Consider the following 19,115-nt stretch of genomic DNA (forward strand, 5'->3'; position numbering starts at 1 on the left):
GCCGGGCGCCCGTCCCCGCGGACCGCCTGATCCCGTCGAGCAGCCGGCGCGCTCCGGTTCCCCTCACCCACCCGGCGTACTGTGGTCCGAGGCGTTCAACTTCTCCCGACGGGCGGGGTCATGGCGGCGACGACACTCGGAGACCGGCTGGGCGAACTGCGTGTACGGCGCGGGCTGACCCAGGAGGGGCTGGCCGAGAAGGCCCGGCTCAGCGTCGACACCGTGCGGAAGCTGGAGCAGAACCAACGCTTCACCGCACGGATGAGTACCCTCAACAATCTCGCGCGCGCTCTCGACGTCGAGACGTCCGTGCTGCTGGGTCCGCCCGCCGTGCTGGAGTCGGCCCCCGGCCACGACCCGCCGAGCATTCTCGCTCTCCGGCAGGCGGTGACACCGCTGTCAGGCTTTCCCGGCCTCGGCCCCGCCACGGAGGAGGAGTGCGAACCCCCGACCGTGGTGGAGCTGCGCGAGGCCATCCGCAGCACGGAAACCGTCCGCCGACGCGGCGAGTTGACGAAGATCACCGCGCTGCTGCCGACGCTGCTGGCCGATGCCCGCGCCGCTGTACGCCAGCACTCCGGCGCGGACCGGGCGGCCTGCTACGCGGTGCTCGCCGAGGCATATCAGGTGGCCGCCACCACACTTACGGCCTTCGGCAAGGAGGACGCGGCGTACACCGCGCTGGAGCGGTCGATGGAAGCGGCGGCGCGGTCCGACGACCCTCATCTGGAGGTCATCGGGGTCTCCACGCTGTCGTGGATCTTCACGAAGCAGGGGCGTGTGGCCGATGCCGAGCGAGCCGCCGTACGCATGGCCGAGCGGATCGAGCCGGGCTTCCGGTCGGCGCCCCTCGACCTCTCCCTGTGGGGGATCCTGCTGCTGCGCGGCGCGACGGCGGCCGTGCGGGCGGAGCACGGGGACACCGCGGAGGAACTGCTGTCCCTGGCGACCGCGGCCGCGGCCAGGATCGGGACCGACAGACTCGACTACGCGACGCCGTTCGGCCCCACGAACGCCGGGGTCGCCGCGGTGAACGCCTTTGTGGACATGGGCAAGCCGGACAAGGCCCTCGACCGGGCAGCGCTCATCCCCGGTCTCGGAAGCCTGCCCCCCACATGGCTCGCGCGCCATTTCCTCGACCGCGCTCAGGCATACGCGGAGATGCGGCGGGACGGCGAGGCCACCCGCGCCCTGCTGGCGGCCGAGCGCACCGCCCCGGAGTGGATGCGGTACCACGCGTCGTCCCGCCACCTCGTGGCCGAGCTCCGGGGGCGTGAGCTGCGCCGCAGCTCGCCCATCAAGGATCTCGCGCTCCGCCTGGAGATCGAGGCCGGGTAGGACGCCACGCCCTACCCCGTCCGATGACTCGGACGCCCCGCCCCTGGGCCGGGCCCCTGCCGTCCCCCAAGGTTCCTCACACGGTCACCGACGACTTGGGGGTACCCATGCACGACTCCGACGGTCCTCTCCCCTCCTTCGCCTCCCCGGTTCCCTCGACGGAGCCGGCCTCCCCGGCGGCGGCCGGAAGCGGGTTCCGGAACCCGGCGGGCTACCAGGATTGCGCCTGCCTCAGCGGGGAACGCCGAACCGCCCGGCTCGCCGGGGATCACAGCAAGGCGACCGACTACACCGTCCTCCTCCGACGCCACTGGCGCAGTGTCCACCGCGCGTAACGAAAAGGGCCGTGGCACGCCCGGCAGGCAGGGGTGACGACGCAGTCGGTTTCGTTCCGGGTCCGGCCTCGGCCGCGGCCCGCGTCGGACGGGCGTCGCCCGGACGCACCGTGAGGCAGAAGCCGGGGATCAACCGTCAGCTATCGCGTAACGTCACGACGGTACATAGCGATCGACTCGGCATATTTACGGTCTCACGGGAGTCATCATGAAAAGACGCGTCTTCCTCGCCGGCACCCTGCTGGGCGCGGCCGGCCTCGCCGCTCTGCCGACCGGCGCCTCGGCGGCCTCACCGAAGGTGAATTCCCTGGCCGACCTCCAGAAGGAGATCGACCGCGCGGCGCCCGGCGACCGAATAGTCCTGGCCGACGGCACGTACACCGCCCCGTCCGGGGGCATCCGCGTCACCGGGCGGAACGGCACCGGGAACGCGCCGATCGAAATCGTCTCGGAATCGCGCGGCGGCGCGGTGCTGCAGGGCGAACTCGGCTTCGTCTTCCGGAATTCCAGCTTCATCACCGTCAGCGGCTTCGCCTTCCGGCAGAGCGGCACCCTGGAGATCCCGGCGAATTCCTCGGACATCCGGCTGACCCGCAACGACTTCCGGTTCGCCGACGTCAGCGGGCGCGACTGGGTCGTCGTACGGGGCGACAACGTCAAGCTCGACCGGAATCGCTTCCACGACCGGAAGACCGAGGGCATCTTCGTCGTCCTCGACGGCGCCGACGCGAAGACCGTCGCGCAGAACCTGCACCTGTTCAAGAACCACTTCTTCGGGCACAGCTTCGCCGGTGACAACGGCGGCGAGGCCGTCCGGCTCGGCGACAGCGCCCGCGCGCTGCTCAGCGCGAAGGCGGTCGTGGAATACAACCTCTTCGAGAAGTGCGACGGGGACCCCGAGGCGATCTCGGTCAAGACCTCGGAGAACACCGTTCAGTACAACACCGTGCGCGACAGCCGCGGCGGAATCGTGCTGCGCCACGGCAACCGCTCCACAGTGCAGGGGAATTACCTGCTCGGCGGCACCGAGGGCATCCGCGTTTACGGCAATGACCATCTGATCGTCAACAACTACCTCGGCGACCTCAAGGGGCGCGCCCTGGTGATCGGCAGCGGCACCGCCCGCGACCACCGCCCCGACGAGCCGGCCGGCGACCGCCGGGGCAACGACGCGTGCGACCGCGCGGTGATCGTGCACAACACCCTGTACGGCAACCCCAAGTCGCTCTCGGGCGAGGGCCGCGACTTCGCGCCGAAGGACGTGGTCGTCGCCGACAACCTGCTGGTGGGCGGCTCCGGCAGCCTGGTCTCGATGGGGAAGACCGAGGGCTTCACCTGGCAGGGCAACATCCTGTGGGGCTCCGCGTCCGACGGCAACATCCCCTCCGGCGGCTTCCGCCGGGTCGACCCGCTGCTGCGGCAGGAGTCCGACGGGGTGTACCGGCTGTCGGCGGGCAGCCCCGCGATCGGCGCGGCGACGCTGAAGAGCCGGACCGTCACCGAGGACATCGACGGCCACCCGCGCGGCGGCTCCCGTGACGTCGGCGCGGACCAGTACGCGACGGCGCCCCCGGTCCGCCGCCCCCTCACGGCCACGGACGTGGGCCCGAACGCCTGAGCGCTCCGCCGGAACTCCGGCGAGTCGTCCGTGAGTGCGTCGTGGCTGGTCGGGGTGTGACCCAGGTAAGACGAGAAGCCGCCAGTAGTTGATCTTGAGGGTTCCGGATGGTGGTAGCCGTCACCCGTTCGACTCAGTGTCGTTGATCGCGATGTTGGCTGCCGCCTGGGCCGGAGTGAGCTGTGACCTCGATCGAACGGACCGCGCTACCCGCGGTTCAAGCGGCTGATCACCGCTCAGGAGCTCCATCTGTTCTTCTCGCCGACGCGGGAGGGGCGGCGTGGGCAGCTGAGCGGATGGATTCCAACGGACATCAGCTCGCGCTGCTGCCGGCTCTGAAGTCGTACCAGAGGATGGGACGTTTCCCGAAGTCCGGCGAGTACCCGGAGATAGTGGTCGATTTCGTACGCCGGGTGGTCGAGCTGCCGGAGGGGACCAAGCCCTTGTTCGCGGCGGGCCGGACCGCTGAGCGTCAGCGTACGGATGTGCGCCGGCGGGTGGGGGGCGACATACAGGCAGGCCAAGGCCCGCCGGATCGTTGCGGAGGCGATCCGGAAGGAGGCTGCGGCGAAGAACCGCCCGGCCGATCTGATCAATATCGCGCTGGAGAAGGTGGTCGCGGCCGGGCTGGAGCTGCCGGCGTTTTCCACCTTCGATGCGATGGCCTCGAAGATCCGCGGTGAGGTGAACGCTTCGATTTGTGCGGGCATCCACGGCCGGATGAGCGCGGGGCAGCGGGCGGGGCTGCGGCTGCGGCTGCGGCTGCGGCTGCGGCTGCGGCTGCGGCTGCGGCTGCGGCTGCGGCTGCGGCTGCGGCTGCGGCTGCGGCTGCTGGAGGAACGTGGCGAGGACGGCAAGACGCCGTTCCATCATCTGCAGAAGCCCGCGCAGGGCCCGAGCTGGTCGCATTTCCGTCGTCTGGCCGATCACCTGGAGTGGGTGGACAAGCTCGGTGACACCGGTGTGTGGATGGAGTCGGTGGCCTCGGGGAAGATCACCGATTTTGCCGGGGAGGCGGACGCGGCGGACGCCTCGGTGCTGCGGGACTACGCCGTGGTGAAGCGGGTCGCGGTGCTGGCGTGCCTGGCGCACAAGGCGAGGATGCGGGTCCGTGATGACCTGGCGACGATGTTCTGCAAGCGGGTGGCAACGAAGGTCAAACGGCCAAGGCGGAGCTGGAGGAGATCCGCCTGCGTGAGCAAGAGATGGTCGAGGCCCTGATCGGGAACTACCTGACCGTCCTGAAGAACATCGACGCCGACGGCCCGGCCCAGGCCGCGCTGGTGAAGGCTGCGGCCATGACCGGCGAGGCGGTGAGCGCCAGCTCCTTCAGGAGAGCTGGGAGATCGATCCCGAGGACCTGGCCCAGATCACGCCGTACCTGACCGCGCACATCAACCGGTTCGGTGAGTACTCCACCCACGAGCTCGGCATCACCCCGGAGGCGTACGACTCGAAGCTGGACGCGGACTTCACCCAGCTCCGCGGCGAGAACCCGGCCGCCGACGGATTCGGCCAGGCCGCCTGACCAGGGGCGATCAGCAGAACTTCTGACGGGCCGGCGTGCTGCCACTGGTCACGGTCGTGACACTGGCCGGGCTGGGGTGACTTCCCTGTCAGGGGAGCGTTGAACCCGGTGCCCAAGTCTGGGTGATTCATAGCGGTTCGGCGCTGGCGACAAGGAGCTCATCATGGCCCGCACATACACCGTCACGGTCCATACGGTGAACCAATGGCGAGCCGGCACCGACTCCGACGTCTACGTCAGGCTCCACAGCGGCCACCGCACCAGCGACCGGGTCATGCTGGCGAAATCCGGTCATGACGACTTGGAGCAGGGTCATACCGACTCCTACACGGTGCAGGTTCCCGACGGCTTCGGCCCGCCCGACGCGATCACGCTGGAGATCGACGGCGACGACGACTGGATGTTCGAATCTGTCGAAGTCTCCGACGGCAAGGGGTTCAAGCGGCACATCCAGGGGCAACGGGACGCGGCGTGGCTGTCCTACACGGGAGAAAAGACGGCGCAGCACGGGACCGACCTCATCTACCGACGCTCGGTGCGGTTCGAACTCTGGGACTACGGCAAGGAACCGCGCCGCTTCGCATGGAAGTTCGAGTTCGAGGCGATGCTGAGACAGGGTACGGAAGACGCCCAGAAAGCTATGGAGAGCCACCCGCTCTATAAAGATATGCGGGAGCTCTCCGACAAGCTGGACCGCGAGAGGAGAGCCGAGCTCGTCCAGGTGCTCGCTGGGTTCCTGCAGGTTCCGGACCGGCAGCGGGTAGGCGGGATCAGCGAGTACTGGCCGTTCTCCTACGGCCGTGGTGGGGAGTTGCTGTACCGGAAGATCTCGGTTGCCGATGGTGCCGCGCACACCGATGCCGTCGTGAAGAAGGACCACCCCGCCAGCGGCTGGACGTCCCTGGCCGGGGTCACCCGCATCGGCGCGTTCCTGCCTGTGCCGGACCGGCAGCGGGTGGGCGGGGTGAGTGAGTACTGGCTTTTCCACTACGGGTCTGGTGGGGAGTTGCTGTACCGGAAGATCTCGGTTGCCGATGGTGCCGCGCACACTGACGCCGTCGTGAAGGAAGACCATCCGGCCAGCGACTGGACGTCCCTGGCCGGCGTTCGGCGTATCGACGAGATCCTGCCCGTCCCGGACCAGCAGCACCCCAGCGGAATCAGCCAGTACTGGGTCTTCCACGAGGACGGCTACCGGCTGATCTCGATCGCGGCGGGCAGCGCGCACACCGACGCCGTGGTCACCGGCGACCGCCCCCTTGCCCAATGGGCCGCGCTCACCGGGATCGACCGGGTGGAGGCCATCCTTGCGGTGCCCGACCAGCAGCGCGTGGAGGGCAGCAGCCAGTACTGGGTATTCCACCGCTCCCAGTACCGGAAGATCTCCATTGCCGACGGCGGATCACACACCGACAAGATCGTGCAGTCCGACCGTTCCATCACCGGCGCATGGACCTCGCTCAATGACGACGCCGAGCCATCCTGATCAGCACTCCTGGTTCCGCGGCCGTTCACAGAGTGCGGTCTGCTGCCCGGTCAGTCCGTCGCCGGGCGTGAGGACGCGGGCCGAGCGGGGCTCGGGGACCACGCCGTTCTGGAGGGCGGCGAAGTCGGTGTGGGCCGCCTCGACTGCCCCGGGCGCCGATCGGCCGGGGTCGGCACCCGCAGGAGCTTGGCGAGCCGAGCCGGCTCAGCGGGCACCAGTCCGAACGCCTGACAGGCGGGCCCGGACGACTGACGGGCAAGGCCCCCGGCCCGCCGGGCGGTGGCTCCGGGGTCACCGGCTTCAGGCCCCCGCTCAGGCCGGCGCCTCCCCGACCGTCCGCCGGGTGCCCGTCCCGGCGGACAGCCGGATCGCGTCGAGCAGCCGGTGCAGCCGTACGCCCTCGTCGAAGCCGGGGGTGGTCCGGGCGCCGGTGCGCAGGTCGGAGGCGAGACGGGCGTACGTCTGGGCCACGTTGTGACCCTCGGCCCCCAGGGGGATCCCGTCCACCCGGCGGTGCCTCCTGGGGACGGGCAGCTCCCGGTGCGCGCCGTCCACGGTGTGGCTGCCGAGCAGGCGGAGTTCACCTATCTGGATGCCCGCCGCGCTGTGCGGGCCGACGGTGACGAGGGCGAGGTCCCCGCGGGTGCCGGAGATCTCCAGCCGGGTGCGGGCCTCGGACACCTTGGCGCCGTGGATGTGGGCCGAGACGACGGCCCCGTCGGCCAGGGTGCCGTTGAGGAGCAGGTGGTCGGGGCTGGTCACCTCGACGGAGGCGGCGGTTCCGGCGACGGTGCGCACCGGGGTCCGCACGGAGAGGTCGGCGGAGAGCTCGCCGAAGTCGCCCAGGATGTACTGGAGGGCGTCGAGGGTGTGGCCGCCCGCGACCTCCAGCAGCCCGGCGCCGTTGCGCCGGTCCAGGGTGTACGCGGCCCAGGCCGGCACCCGTCCCGCCGCGCCCATGCCCAGGGCGGAATAGACGGTCGCGGAGGTCACGCGCCCGACGTAGCCGTCCGCGATCAGCTCCCGCGCGCGGCCGACGGCGGGGGCGTACCGCGCCTGGAGCCCGAGGGTGTGGTGGACGTCCGCGCCGCGCGCTAACTCCGCGAGCGCCAGGGCCTCCTCGGTCGTCGGGGCCAGCGGCCACTCGCAGTAGACGTGTTTGCCCGCGGCGAGCGCCGCCCCGACGAGTTCGGCGTGGGCGGGCACCTTGACCGTGACGGCGACGACGTCGACCTCCGGGTGCGCGGCGAGCTGCCGCGCGTCGGCGAACGCGTGCGCGGCGCCGAACACCCGCGCCGCCGCGCGGGCGCTGTCCGGGCTCCTGGTGGCGACGGCGGTGATCTCGTAGTCGGGCAGCGCCCGCAGGGCCGGGAGGTGCGCCCGGAGGGCCCAGCCCCGTTCCGCGTTGGCGCCGATGACGCCCACGCGTATCTTCTTCGCTTCCATAGCCATCAGCCATCCCCTCCCAGCAAACGGACAGGACTTGTCCGCTTGGGTACCGGGCCACCCTAGTCAAGCGGACAAGATCGGTCCAGATGTTGGGTAGGGTCGTTCCATGAACCAACCCGGCGACACCGCCGCCGACTTGCCCGGTCTCCTGCTGGCCGACGCCTCCGGGCGGCTCCCCCGGGCCGACGCGCGCCGCAACGCCGAACGGCTCGTGTCGGCCGCCCGGGTGGCCGTCGCGGAGGTCGGCGTCGGCGTCTCCGCGCACGAGATCGCCCGCCGCGCGGGGGTCGGCGTCGGCACGTTCTACCGGCGGGTGCCGTCCCTGGAAGCGCTGCTCCGCGCGGTGCTCGACGAGGTCCTCGACGACCTGCTGGCCGCGGCCGACCGGTCCTTGGAGGACCCGGACGCCTGGGCCGGGTTCGCCGCCTTCGCCACCGCGTACGTGGCGCTGCGGACGGAGAGCTGCGGGATCGCCGAGGCCCTGGGCGGGGCCTGCGGGGACGCCCTGGCGGACCGCCTCTCCGGCCTCGGCGACCGGCTCCGCCGCCTGGTCGAACGCGCCCAGGAGGCGGGCGTCGTACGGCCGGACGTGCCGTGGCAGGACGTGCCGTTCCTCCTCGCCGCCGCGTCGACGAACGCCCGCACGCTGGGCCTGCGGCCGAGCGACCGCCAGTGGGAACGGAACCTCCGGATCACCCTGGACGGCCTGCGCGCGCGTCAGGCGGGCCCGCTGCCGGGGCCGCTGCCGGGGAAGGCGCCCGAGGCGGAGAGCCGGGCGACGACGGGCTGAACGGGCTGAACGGGCTGAACAGGCCGAGCCGACCGAACCGGCTGGACCGGCTGAGCCGACCGACCCGGCGACGGGGGCAGGCCCTCCGCCTGCCGCGCCTTCGCCGCTTCCGCCGCCTCCGCCGCCTCCAGCCGGCAGTCCCGGCACCGGGTCTCGTCCCCCACCGGCCGGAAAACGCGCTCGCAGCCACCGGCACACTCACGCAACGGCCGGGGCCCGGGGGCCGGGAGGCCGAGGGGCGGCGCCTCCGGCATCTTGCGGACCAGGCGGTTCCTGATCAGGGCGACGGGTGAGTGCACCCGCTCGGGAAGCCCGTCCGTCAGGGCCTCGCGCAGCTCCTTGACCGAGGCGCCGCGCAGGAGCCATTCCCCGGCCAGGGCGGCGAGTTGCTGCACGTCACGCCCGTTCAGACGGAGCCTGCGGTCCCGGTGGGAGACGGCCGCGATCACCAGCCCGCCACGCTCGACCAGCGGCCCCGGCACGTCGCACGCCTCCGGCTCGCGGGAGGGCTGGGAGGGAGGGTTGTACGTGTTCTCTTCAGTGTTGTGTGGGTGACGGCCGACGGCCGGACCTGTCGGCTCACCGACGGCCGGTACGGCGGCCGTCGGACGGAACCCGTCCCGTAAGGCCATCGCCTCCTCGGCGGACAGCGGCACGTTCGACACCAACTGCGTCGTCTTCCACCGGCCGCGCGCGCTCTGACGGCGCCATTCGTGTACATAGCCCTCCGTCATCAGCTCCCGCTTGGCGCGGATGAACGCCGTCTTCTTGATACCTGCCTTCTCCGCCGTTTCCGACAGGCAGGTTTCCGACTCGCCCGGCAGCGACAACTGCCAGGTCAGAAGGCGAACGGCAGCCGCCGACAGGCGTGGATGACGGATGATGTCGTTCGGTACTTGGGAAAAGAATCGCTCGGGGGCGATAACATGCCGAAGCATCTCGGGGGACTCCTTGGGTCCTCGCGGTGTAGGCCCTCGACCGGTGTTGCTAGCACCGTCGAGGGCCGCCTTCGTTTCGCAACGAGGCAGCCGATTCCAGGCCACCGTATCGCGAGCGCGCCAGGCTGAGCGGCACGCCAAACCCCGCATCTATGTGCGAAGTTGTAGCCCGCGACCGACCACACTCCGGGACCCAGCCGTTCGATACCAGAAAATCTTTCCAGGATTTCTGTTATCCGCTTCCACCCCCCGCGTCTCCTGAGTGACAGGCCCCGTACTCAGTAGACCGGAAGTGATCCTCGTGAACCATGAGCCCACGACCTCGACGACCGACCGCACGCGCCGCCGCCGGGGCAAGCGGCCCCGCCGGGCGGTGGTGGTGACCGGAGCGGTCGCCCTGATCGCCATCGCGGGCGGCGGCTACGGCGTGGCCCGGTCGCTGGGCGGCGACGGGGAGACGGCTCCGGTGGCGGCCGGGTCGGCGAACGTCCAGGCGGCGGACCGGGCCCCGGGGCAGCCGGGCGTGCCGACGCCGGACGGCTCGGCGACCCCTTCGGCGGCACCGAGCAGCGCGTCCCCGAGCGCGAGCGCGAAGACGGACGGGAAGGCGGACGGGAAGTCCGGCCGGAAGACGTCCGAGAAGGCCGAGTCCAAGGGCGGAAACGATTCGTCAAAGCCGTCTGGGAAGGACGGGAAGGAGGCGGCGGTCGGGAAGGCCGGTGCCGAGGCCGGGCCCGGCGACGAGCGGGAGTCCGCCCCGAAGGCCGCCGCGTCGGCCGAGGACAGGACCCGTAAGGCCCCGGCGGCGGCCGCTCCGGCGGGCGGCAAGAACAGCTCGCACGTCCGGCAGGTCGTCGACATGGTGAACGCGGAGCGCGCCAAGCACGGCTGCTCGCCGGTCACCGTCAACGCGAAGCTCCAGGCGGCGGCCCAGGGCCACTCCGACGACATGGCGGCGCGCGACTACTACGACCACACCACCCCCGAGGGCAAGGGCCCGGGCGACCGCATCACGGCGGCCGGCTACCGCTGGAGCACGTACGGCGAGAACATCTTCAAGAGCCCCAAGGACGCCCGTACGGCGATGGACGGCTGGATGAAGAGCCAGGGCCACCGCGACAACATCCTCAACTGCTCCTTCAAGGAGATGGGCGTGGGCATCAACTTCAGCGCGAACGGCCCGTGGTGGACGCAGAACTTCGGCGCGTCTTCCTGACACGAGGCCCGCGTCCGGGAGCGGGCGAAGGGGCTCTTCCCCCGCCCACCGCGCGGACTCGGAACCCCAACCCGCCAGGCGTACCTCAGTCGCCAAACCAGTGCGTCCGAGCGGTACGGGCGCTAGACTGATGCCCGCTTGACCGTGTATTCGGCCAGGCGTGCGGGCTTCCGGGTCGGCTATGTTTTTACCGGTAGCGCGCACAAAAACCCCCGCCACGGACCGGCTTGTCCGCGGCGAGGGCACCGGAAACGATGTTCCGGCCGGAGGCTAATCCTTCTAGCCTCCGGTCATCGTCGGCACATCCACCTCCACAGTTCCCGGATCACCGCAGCGATCCGTTCCCGCAAAGGCTTTTTCCGGTGGCGTCCCGCCATAGGGGCGCCCCCCTTTCAGCACGCGGTCAAAGCCGGTAACCGCTCCGGAGGAACCCGGCACCCGGGCCCTCCGCGAACCCGACAACCGTCGTCGGCTCCTCCTTGAAAGGGGGGCGCCCACGAAGGGGCGCCACCACGAACACTACCGCTGTCGTACTCCAACTCGGGGCGCATACGGCGGAATTCGCTGAACCAGGTGACGCAGCATCACCACAGTCGGCTCGACCGATTCCGCGCCGTAGCCACCCGGTTCGGCAAAAAGGCGTACGCCTTCCACGGCACCGTGACCGTCGTCACCGTTCGCCTCTGGACTTCGCTCGTGATCCGCCGGACAGCCCTCAGCCCGTGGGCACGACCAGGCGGGCAAGCTCCCACGGGTCGTGTGCGCTGAAGACGGTGACCTCATCCGCGTGGTCGCGGCGGAGGCCGCGCAGTCGGTCGCGGGCCACAGCACGAGCGGCGACATCGGTCTGCGCTCCCTGCTGGACCGGCTCGAGGATGGGATGGGAAAGGGGCGGGGTGTGCTCGAGCTCGCCGTGGTACATGTACGCGTCGCCCGCGTGCAACAGCCACCGTCCGTCGCCGTCACGCACGGCGACGCCCGCGTGTCCCGCCGAGTGGCCGGGCAGTGGCACCAACAGCAGGTCGCAGGCCAGCCCCTGCGGCCGCGCCACGCCCGGGAAGCCGAACCATTCCGTGCGCTCCTCCACGAGCGCGGGTGTCAGCAGCGGGTTGTGTGCCCGGTGTGCCGGCATGAAACGGTCGAGGCTGTGCCGGTGATGCGGCGCCTCCGGGTCGGTGACGGCCCGGTACTCGTCGGGGTGGACATGCACCCGTGCGTGAGGGAAGTCGGGCAGCCCTCCCGTGTGGTCGCGATGCAGGTGGGTGAGCACGATATGCCGCACGTCCTGTGGCGCGTACCCGAGGCGGACGACCTGGCGCAACGCGCTCTCCTCAAGGTCCAGCACAGGCTGGGCGTAGGCCACCCAGTCCGTCCCCAGCGACCGGTCAGGGTCCTGCAGATCGGCGGTGCCGAGGCCGGTATCGACCAGGACCAGCCCGTCCGAGTCCGTCTCGATGAGCAGGCAATGGCAGACAGCGGCCAGTTCGCGGTTCACAGCGTCCGGCGTGGGTTCTTCCCCGAGCGGTGGAATCTTCCGGAGGGATCCGCAGTTGAGGTGGTGGATACGCACGAGGCCCCCTGGAGGCAAGCGAAGCGGGTGGGCTGTTCACGACGGACGCTAGGAGGAGCCTTCGTGACTTACCAAACGGTTGGACACGCACCGGCGGGTGATCAGGACGGCCCGCTGGCGGACTGTCCGGACAGCGCCCTCGTGCCGCCGGGCCGCGAACCGCGATGCCCTGTCGACGTCACCCTCGCCACGCTGGGCGGGCGATGGACGCCGCTGGTGGTCCGCGAGTTCCTCCGCCGCGGTCAGGTCACATACTCCGAGCTCTCCGCTGCCCTGCCCGCCCTGTCGGACAAGGTCCTCTCCGACCGCCTGGCTCAGTTGACCGGTACAGGCGTCATCGAGCGCCACCGCACATCCAGTTGGCCTCCCCGGGTCCGCTACGTTCTGACCGACCAGGGCCGGGCGCTGGAGCCGGTGGTCCGCAGCATGTGGGAGTGGGGCACCGCACGACGGGACGCCACTAGCTGATCACCAGACCCGTCGGACACCGCCTTCCAGCGGCCTGGAGAAGGAGGCTACGAGGCGCTGCCGGCGGAGGCCCCGTCGGCGGGGGGCGTGGCGTTCAGGACCGCGTCCAGGAGTCCCGGGAAGCGCGTGTCGAGGTCCGCGCGGCGCAGCTCCACCGCCTTGTAGCGGCCGGCCTTGCGCTCCCGGGTGATGCCGGATTCGCGAAGGACGCGCCAGTGGAAGGTGGCGGTGGCCTTGGTGACCTCCACGGGGAGACTCCCGCAGGTGCGCTCCCCTTCGGAGGCGGCGAGCTCGCGCACGATGCCGAGCCGGACCGGGTGACCGAGCGCGGCCAGGACGTCCTCGATCAGGAGCTGATCGCGGTCGGGGTGGTAAGTGGCCATGCATTCGATTGTACGACGAATCACATACCGACACATTTGTCCGTTTTCTCAGTTCGACTGTACGCTGAATGCCGTACAGTCGACCGGCGTCCGCCACGCCCACCTCAGGAGCACCCCCATGAGCACCCCCCTCATACCCGGCACCGCCCCCGTCGCGATCGTCACCGCCGCCGGGTCCGGCATCGGCCGGGGCATGGCCTCCGAGCTCGCGAAGGCGGGGTACCGCGTCTCGCTGCTCGACATCGACGGGACGATCGAGGGCCTCGCTCACGAGCTGGGCGGCATCGCCACCGTCGGCTCACTCACCGACCCCGCCGACCTGGCCCGCCTGGTCGACACCACCGTCGAGCGGTACGGGCGGATCGACGCCGTCGTCAACGGAGCCGGACACGCCCGGAACGACCAGCTCCTGAAGGTCACCGACCAGGACTGGCACGACGGCCTCGACATGCTCCTGCTCTCCGTGGTCCGGATGGCCCGCCTGGTCACCCCACACATGGAAGCGGCCGGAAAGGGCGCGTTCGTGAACCTGTCCTCGTACACCGCCTTCGAGCCGATGGGGCAGATCCCCGTCAACTCCAGCCTGCGCGCGGCCCTGACCAGTTTCACCAAGCTGTACGCCGACCAGTACGCGGCCAAGGGCATCCGCATGAACAGCCTGCTGCCCGGCTTCGTGAACAGCTGGCCCGAGGACCCGGAGTTCCTGGCGAAGATCCCGGCCGGCCGCTACGCCACCACCGAGGAGATCGGCAGACTCGCCCGCTTCCTCGTCTCGGACGACGCCGCTTACATCAACGGCGAATCCATCCGCATCGACGGGGGCGCGGCCCGCTCGCTATGACGTCCTCCACGAACCGCGCACCCGTAACAGGAAGCTACGGCCCTCAGACGGAGAAGCCGGAGATCTTCCGCGGAGTCACCCGGACGATCAGCCGGGGAACATCGTCCGACTCGGGGGGCGGGTCCTCGCCGAGGTACTTCTGCGAGAGCTCGCGCGGAAGCGACTTCTCCGGATCCTCGATCAGTTCGACGGTGCCGCGGATGTCCACGGAGTGGTACGGGTTCTCGGTGTCGTAAACAGTGAGGCTGATCCGCGGGTCCCGGGCGAGATTCCGGGCCTTCAGCCGCCCCGCCGTGGTGGAGAACACCACCGCGTCTCCGTCCCTCGCTATCCAGACCACCGAGGTCTGCGGCCCGCCGTCCCGGTTCAGGGTCGCGACGGTGGCGAAGTTCCGCCCGTCCAGAAGCTTGCGCGTTTCCTCGTTGAACTCGACTGACACGGTCTCACCCTTCTGTCCGGCATTCCGTATATGCCGACTGCTTGCATGGAACGGCAGCGAGGGCTGAGTTCTTCCCGACACGGAATCAAACAACGGGCGACAGGGGGCGCCGGTCCGGGGTGCCAATGACTGACGCGCGGTGGGCGTGAATCAGCCGCACCACGACGAGGGACACCATCCGTATGGGGACGCATATCCGCAGGACATGCGCGCCTGTCACACCCGAACGTCACCGTGTGTTACCTCTGCATACGTAAAGCGATGCCGCCCGGCCTCTTGGCTGAAGCCTGCCCAGGTACAGCCGGGCGGATCGTCTCATGCATTGGGAGAGGTAGTCGATGGCTGTCGAGACGCCCCCGACAAAGGCCGCGAAGGCACAGGAACAAGCGCAGGAGCAGGAGCAACTCAGCCTCAGCACCGCGGCGGCGCGGAACCTCGCGACCACCACCAAGTCCGAACCCCAGATGCAGGGGATCAGCTCACGGTGGCTGCTGCGGAAACTGCCGTGGGTCAACGTCCCCGGCGGCGCCTACCGGGTGAACCGACGTCTGTCGTTCACGGTCGGGGACGGAAAGGTAACGTTCGACAAGAACGGGTCCAAGCTTCGTGTCGTCCCCGCGGAGCTGGCCGAACTGCCGTTGCTGCGCGGGTTCGACGACTCCACGGCGCTGGGTGCGCTGGCCGACAAGTTCGTCCAGAAGGAATACGACCCCGGTCAGATCATCGTGCAGCAGGGCCGGAAAGCCGATCACGTCTTCTTGGTCGCGCACGGCAAGGTCGAACAGATGAGGCCCGCGAAGTACGAGGGCGACGCCGTCGTGGGCCGGCTTGCCGACGGTGACAGCTTCGGCGGCAACATGCTGGCCGACGGAGAGGGCAAGTGGGACTTCACGGCCCGGGCGGTGACCGCGACCACGGTCCTGGCTCTGCCGCACACCGCGTACAAGGCGATCGCAGGCCAGTACGAAGGACTGCAGTCCCACGTCCAGCGGCTCCGCGCCCGGGCCCAGAAGCCGACGAACAAGGCCGGTGAGGCCGCTATCGAGTTCCTCTCCGGCCACGAGGGCGAACCGAGCCTGCCGACCACGTTCGCGGACTACGAACTCAACCCCCGCGAGTATGAGTTGAGCGTGGCGCAGACCGTGCTGAAGGTGCACAGCCGGGTCGCCGACCTCTACAACGAGCCCATGAACCAGACGCAGCAGCAGCTGCGGCTCACCGTCGAGGCGCTGCGCGAGCGCCAGGAGAAGGAACTGGTCAACAATCCCGACTTCGGGCTGCTCCACAACACCGACTTCGACCAGCGCATCCCCACCCAATCCGGCCCGCCCACCCCGGATGACCTGGACGACCTGCTGAGCATGCGCCGTGGGACCAGGTATCTCTTCGCCCACCCGCGCGCCATCGCCGCCTTCGGCAAGGAGTGCAACAAGCGCGGTATCTACTTCGGCAGCGTCGACGTCGACGGCCACCACATTCCCGCCTGGCGGGGCGTACCGATCCTGCCGTGCGGCAAGATCCCGATCACCGAGTACCAGACCTCGTCGATCATCGCCATGCGCACCGGAGAGGACGACGAGGGAGTCATCGGCCTCTACCAGACCGGCCTCCCCGACGAGCTCGAGCCCGGACTCAATGTGCGGTTCATGGGAATCGATGAGAAGGCCATCATCTCCTACCTCGTGAGCACCTACTACTCCGCCGCCGTACTCGTCCCGGACGCGATCGGCATCCTCGAAAACGTCGAGGTACGACCGCATGACTGAGCATCCGGCACCGCGAGTGAGGGGAGATTGAGACGGTGTCGCCGCTGTCCCGGGTGCTCTCCGCCCCGGCCGCCCCAGGGGCGGCGGGCCAGGTGGACGCCTTGCTGTCCGATCCCGCACGCTCCGGGAAGCGGGATCCGTCCGCCTCGCCGCCGGAACCGGCGGCCGGGCGGCCGGCGGAGCCGGAGGTGTGGCTGCCCGGCGGCCCGGCCGGCTTGGGCACATCAGCGGCGAGGGCTCTCCTTCCGCCGACCGCAGGCCATGGCGCACCCGCACCCGCAGCAACGCCTCGGGCCGGCGACCCGATTCCGGGCCTGCACTGCCCGCCCGCCGTGCCGGCCGACCCGGCCAAGGTCGCCGAAGTGGACCGGCGGCTCGAAGCCTGGGCCCATGAGATCAGTCTGTTTCCCCCGGAATGGGCCGGGGACTTCGCCGGATTCCAGTTCGGTCGTGCGGTCGTCCTGCAACACCCGGGCGCGGCCGACCTGGAGCGCCTCGTCGTCGCGGGCAAACTCCTGGTCGCGGAGAACGCCATCGACGACTGCTACTGCGAGGACTACGGCGGGTCCCCCATCGGCCTGGGCGGCCGACTCATCATCGCGCAGAGCGCCCTTGACCCCCTGCACACCGCGGACGGTTACCAGCAGCAGTGGCACGAGGGGCTGGGCACGGACGCTCCGCTGCGCTCATACGCCGATGCGATCCAGTCCTACCGGGACATCGCCACGCCCAGTCAGGTGACCCGGTTCGTCCATGACATGGCGCGCCTGCACCTGGGGTACCTCGCCGAGGGCTCCTGGGCTCAGACCCGTACCACCCCGCCGGTGTGGCAGTACTTGGTGATGCGCCAGTTCAACAACTTCCGTCCCTGCCTGTCCCTCGTGGACGCCGTGGACGGCTACGAGCTGCCCGAGCCGCTCTACTCCCGCCCCGAAGTGCAGCGCGTCACCGCGCTGGCCTGCAACGCCGCCACGCTCGTCAATGACCTGTACTCCTTCACCAAGGAGATGGCCGCCGACGAGCACCATCTGAACCTTCCGGTGGTGATCGCCGTCGAGGAGCGATGCGGCCTCAAGGACGCCTTTCTGAAGGCCGTCGACATCCACAACGAGATCATGCACGCCTTCGAGGACGAAGCCGCGGCCGTCGCCACCGGAGGGCCGCTTCTGGCCCGTTACACCACCGGTCTCGCCGCCTGGGTCGCCGGAAACCACGAATGGCACCACACCAACACCTACCGCTACTCCCTGCCCAACTACTGGTGAGAGAGACGTAACCGCATGACCACCACCGCGCACCGCGTCAGCACGGCATCAGCTCCGGCCATCAGCCCCTACCAGGTGTCGGTGGCCGACTACTGGAACCGCGAGAAGAACCCCGTCAACCTCCGGCTGGGCGAGGTCGACGGCTTTTACCATCACCACTACGGCATCGGCGACGTCGACTGGTCGGTCCTGAAGGGCCCCCAGGACACCCGCGACGAGCGCATCATCGCCGAACTGCACCGCCTGGAATGCGCCCAGGCCGACTTCCTCACCGATCACCTCGGCGCCGTCGCCCCCGACGACCGCCTCCTGGACTCCGGCTGCGGCCGGGGCGGCGGCAGCCTGGTCGCCAACGAGCGGTTCGACTGCCATGTCGACGGGGTCTCCATCTCCGAGACCCAGGTGGCCTTCGCCACCGCACAGGCCAAGAAGCGCGGCGTGGACGACAAGGTGCGCTTCCATCTCAGGAACATGCTCGACACCGGCTTCGAGACCGGCTCGTTCCGCGGTATCTGGAACAACGAGTCCACGATGTACGTCGACCTGTCGGCACTGTTCCCCGAATACGCTCGCCTCCTCGCGCGCGGCGGCCGGTACGTCACCATCACCGGCTGCTACAACGACACCTACGGGCTGCCCTCCCGCGAGGTCTCTATGATCAACGCCCACTACATCTGCGATATCCACCCGCGCTCGGCCTATTTCCGGGAGATGGCGAACAACCGGCTCGTGCCGATCAGCGTGGTGGACCTCACCGGGGCGACCATCCCGTACTGGGAGCTGCGAGCCAAGTCCTCCCTGGCCACCGGCATCGAGGATGCGTTCCTGACCGCGTACAGGAACGGCAGCTTCCAGTACTTGCTGATCGCCGCCGACCGGATCTGATCCCGCCGATGGCTTGTGGGACGGGCCTGGGGGTACACCAGCGTGTGCCCCCGCGACACTCCGTTGAAAGACCCGGGCAGAAGGAATTCCGCTGATGGATCCCGCACTGAGGGAGTGGGGGCCGGACCTGCTCGCCAAAAGGAAACCCGGCAACCCCGACGAGAGACCCCTCGCCACGGCATCCGCCCATGATGTCGCACGCGACCGTTCGCCGAAGATCCCGGCCGGCCGCTACGCCACCACCGAGGAGATCGGCAGACTCGCCCGCTTCCTCGTCTCGGACAACGCCGCTTACATCAACGGCGAATCCATCCGCATCGACGGGGGCGCGGCCCGCTCGCTGTGACACCGGGCCCCGGCCCCCACGAACCACGCACCCCGCCCGGTGCGGGCCTTGGTCTGGTTCGCGCCGGGGCGCCGCTGTTGGACTTACACGAAGACCACGGAGAGGAACTTCATGTCCTCGCCGCCCTTGCCGACGTTTTTCGCCAGGAGGTATTCCGTGCCCGTGCAATCAGTGTCCGCGTAGACGTATGCCTTGGAATCCGTTTCGTTGATGGGACTGTACGCGGGCCTGTCAGCGGTCACATCCGGAACGTCGATGCACTCACTTTGTAGAGGGTTGGTCCACTTCTCCTGCTGCTCGACACCGTTCGTGTCCAGGTGCCTGTAGTGGAAATCACCCGTTGTGTTGCCGGCGGAGGCGGGGCCGGCAGCGGCGAGGAGGAACGTCAGGGTGCAGGTGGCGAGGGCGGGGGCGCGCAGGCGCATGAAGCGGGTCCTCACGTGGCAGGGAGTTG

General features: G+C 69.6%; 19 protein-coding genes and 1 pseudogene. 14 read left to right on the forward strand and 6 right to left on the reverse strand.

From position 1 onward, the window contains the following. Positions 1–120 precede the first annotated feature (120 nt). The 5 genes from AF335_RS09855 (at position 121) to AF335_RS09885 (ending at position 6,305) form a co-directional block, all read left to right on the forward strand. Entirely contained in the window at positions 121–1,338 is a 1,218-nt protein-coding gene (locus AF335_RS09855) for a helix-turn-helix domain-containing protein (RefSeq protein WP_102917980.1), read from the forward strand. A 543-nt stretch (positions 1,339–1,881) separates the two neighbouring features. Then, positions 1,882–3,291: a polysaccharide lyase 6 family protein gene (locus tag AF335_RS09865; protein WP_102917982.1), complete on the forward strand. Its 1,410-nt coding sequence runs from the start codon at positions 1,882–1,884 to the stop codon at positions 3,289–3,291. 483 nt (positions 3,292–3,774) lie between these two features. After that, on the forward strand, positions 3,775–4,512 hold the full coding sequence (locus AF335_RS34540; protein WP_170127653.1) for a DUF4158 domain-containing protein: 738 nt from the start codon (positions 3,775–3,777) through the stop codon (positions 4,510–4,512). Continuing rightward, on the forward strand, positions 4,497–4,676 hold the full coding sequence (locus AF335_RS34015) for a hypothetical protein (protein WP_146045490.1): 180 nt from the start codon (positions 4,497–4,499) through the stop codon (positions 4,674–4,676). Before AF335_RS34540 ends, AF335_RS34015 begins: the two co-directional genes overlap by 16 nt. Before the next feature lie 306 nt (positions 4,677–4,982). Next, complete coding sequence (locus tag AF335_RS09885) at positions 4,983–6,305, forward strand: PLAT/LH2 domain-containing protein (RefSeq protein WP_102917984.1); 1,323 nt, start codon at positions 4,983–4,985, stop codon at positions 6,303–6,305. 312 nt (positions 6,306–6,617) lie between these two features. Here AF335_RS09885 and AF335_RS09890 read toward each other — a convergent pair whose 3' ends face one another. Then, on the reverse strand, positions 6,618–7,757 hold the full coding sequence (locus tag AF335_RS09890) for a Gfo/Idh/MocA family protein (RefSeq protein WP_228773302.1): 1,140 nt from the start codon (positions 7,755–7,757) through the stop codon (positions 6,618–6,620). Positions 7,758–7,860: 103 nt separating this feature from the next. On the opposite strand from AF335_RS09890, the gene AF335_RS09895 reads away from it, so the two are divergent. Further along, complete coding sequence (locus AF335_RS09895) at positions 7,861–8,544, forward strand: TetR/AcrR family transcriptional regulator (protein WP_102917986.1); 684 nt, start codon at positions 7,861–7,863, stop codon at positions 8,542–8,544. Here the strand turns inward: AF335_RS09895 and AF335_RS09900 are convergent. After that, entirely contained in the window at positions 8,472–9,482 is a 1,011-nt protein-coding gene (locus AF335_RS09900) for a hypothetical protein (protein WP_102917987.1), read from the reverse strand. The genes AF335_RS09895 and AF335_RS09900 overlap by 73 nt on opposite strands. 301 nt (positions 9,483–9,783) lie before the next feature. Between AF335_RS09900 and AF335_RS35515 the strand changes: the two genes are divergently transcribed. Together AF335_RS35515 and AF335_RS35520 are read left to right on the forward strand one after the other, a co-directional pair. Then, positions 9,784–10,698 carry a CAP domain-containing protein gene (locus AF335_RS35515; RefSeq protein ID WP_244926980.1) on the forward strand — a complete coding sequence of 305 codons (915 nt, stop codon included), beginning with the start codon at positions 9,784–9,786 and terminating at the stop codon, positions 10,696–10,698. Positions 10,699–11,292: 594 nt separating this feature from the next. After that, positions 11,293–11,385 (forward strand): annotated as a pseudogene (locus tag AF335_RS35520) (IS5/IS1182 family transposase); the annotation flags it as partial. Between the two features lie 28 nt (positions 11,386–11,413). On the opposite strand, the gene AF335_RS09915 reads toward AF335_RS35520, so the two are convergent. Continuing rightward, positions 11,414–12,193 (reverse strand): MBL fold metallo-hydrolase, encoded by a 780-nt coding sequence (locus tag AF335_RS09915; protein WP_244926981.1) that lies wholly within the window; start codon positions 12,191–12,193, stop codon positions 11,414–11,416. 138 nt (positions 12,194–12,331) lie between these two features. On the opposite strand from AF335_RS09915, the gene AF335_RS09920 reads away from it, so the two are divergent. Further along, a complete protein-coding gene (locus AF335_RS09920) occupies positions 12,332–12,736 on the forward strand; it encodes a winged helix-turn-helix transcriptional regulator (RefSeq protein WP_211304087.1) in 405 nt (134 codons plus the stop codon). A gap of 47 nt (positions 12,737–12,783) precedes the next feature. Here AF335_RS09920 and AF335_RS09925 read toward each other — a convergent pair whose 3' ends face one another. Continuing rightward, entirely contained in the window at positions 12,784–13,119 is a 336-nt protein-coding gene (locus AF335_RS09925; protein WP_102917991.1) for an ArsR/SmtB family transcription factor, read from the reverse strand. 118 nt (positions 13,120–13,237) lie between these two features. Here AF335_RS09925 and AF335_RS09930 point away from each other — a divergent pair, with 118 nt between their 5' ends. Further along, positions 13,238–13,960 (forward strand): SDR family oxidoreductase, encoded by a 723-nt coding sequence (locus tag AF335_RS09930; protein WP_102917992.1) that lies wholly within the window; start codon positions 13,238–13,240, stop codon positions 13,958–13,960. 43 nt (positions 13,961–14,003) lie between these two features. Here the strand turns inward: AF335_RS09930 and AF335_RS09935 are convergent, their stop codons facing one another. Further along, positions 14,004–14,399: a PPOX class F420-dependent oxidoreductase gene (locus AF335_RS09935; protein WP_102917993.1), complete on the reverse strand. Its 396-nt coding sequence runs from the start codon at positions 14,397–14,399 to the stop codon at positions 14,004–14,006. Positions 14,400–14,737: 338 nt separating this feature from the next. Between AF335_RS09935 and AF335_RS09940 the strand changes: the two genes are divergently transcribed. The 4 genes from AF335_RS09940 (at position 14,738) to AF335_RS09955 (ending at position 18,661) form a co-directional block, all read left to right on the forward strand. Then, entirely contained in the window at positions 14,738–16,165 is a 1,428-nt protein-coding gene (locus AF335_RS09940; protein WP_102917994.1) for a family 2B encapsulin nanocompartment shell protein, read from the forward strand. Between the two features lie 215 nt (positions 16,166–16,380). Continuing rightward, a complete protein-coding gene (locus tag AF335_RS09945; protein ID WP_376697795.1) occupies positions 16,381–17,430 on the forward strand; it encodes a family 2 encapsulin nanocompartment cargo protein terpene cyclase in 1,050 nt (349 codons plus the stop codon). Positions 17,431–17,445: 15 nt separating this feature from the next. Next, complete coding sequence (locus AF335_RS09950; RefSeq protein ID WP_102917996.1) at positions 17,446–18,315, forward strand: geranyl diphosphate 2-C-methyltransferase; 870 nt, start codon at positions 17,446–17,448, stop codon at positions 18,313–18,315. A gap of 94 nt (positions 18,316–18,409) precedes the next feature. Next, on the forward strand, positions 18,410–18,661 hold the full coding sequence (locus AF335_RS09955) for an SDR family oxidoreductase (protein ID WP_102917997.1): 252 nt from the start codon (positions 18,410–18,412) through the stop codon (positions 18,659–18,661). A gap of 83 nt (positions 18,662–18,744) precedes the next feature. Here the strand turns inward: AF335_RS09955 and AF335_RS09960 are convergent, their stop codons facing one another. Then, positions 18,745–19,086 carry a hypothetical protein gene (locus tag AF335_RS09960; RefSeq protein WP_102917998.1) on the reverse strand — a complete coding sequence of 114 codons (342 nt, stop codon included), beginning with the start codon at positions 19,084–19,086 and terminating at the stop codon, positions 18,745–18,747. Between the last annotated feature and the right edge of the window lie 29 nt (positions 19,087–19,115).

It is taken from the genome of Streptomyces eurocidicus (assembly GCF_002891295.1).
GTDB lineage: Bacteria > Actinomycetota > Actinomycetes > Streptomycetales > Streptomycetaceae > Streptomyces > Streptomyces eurocidicus.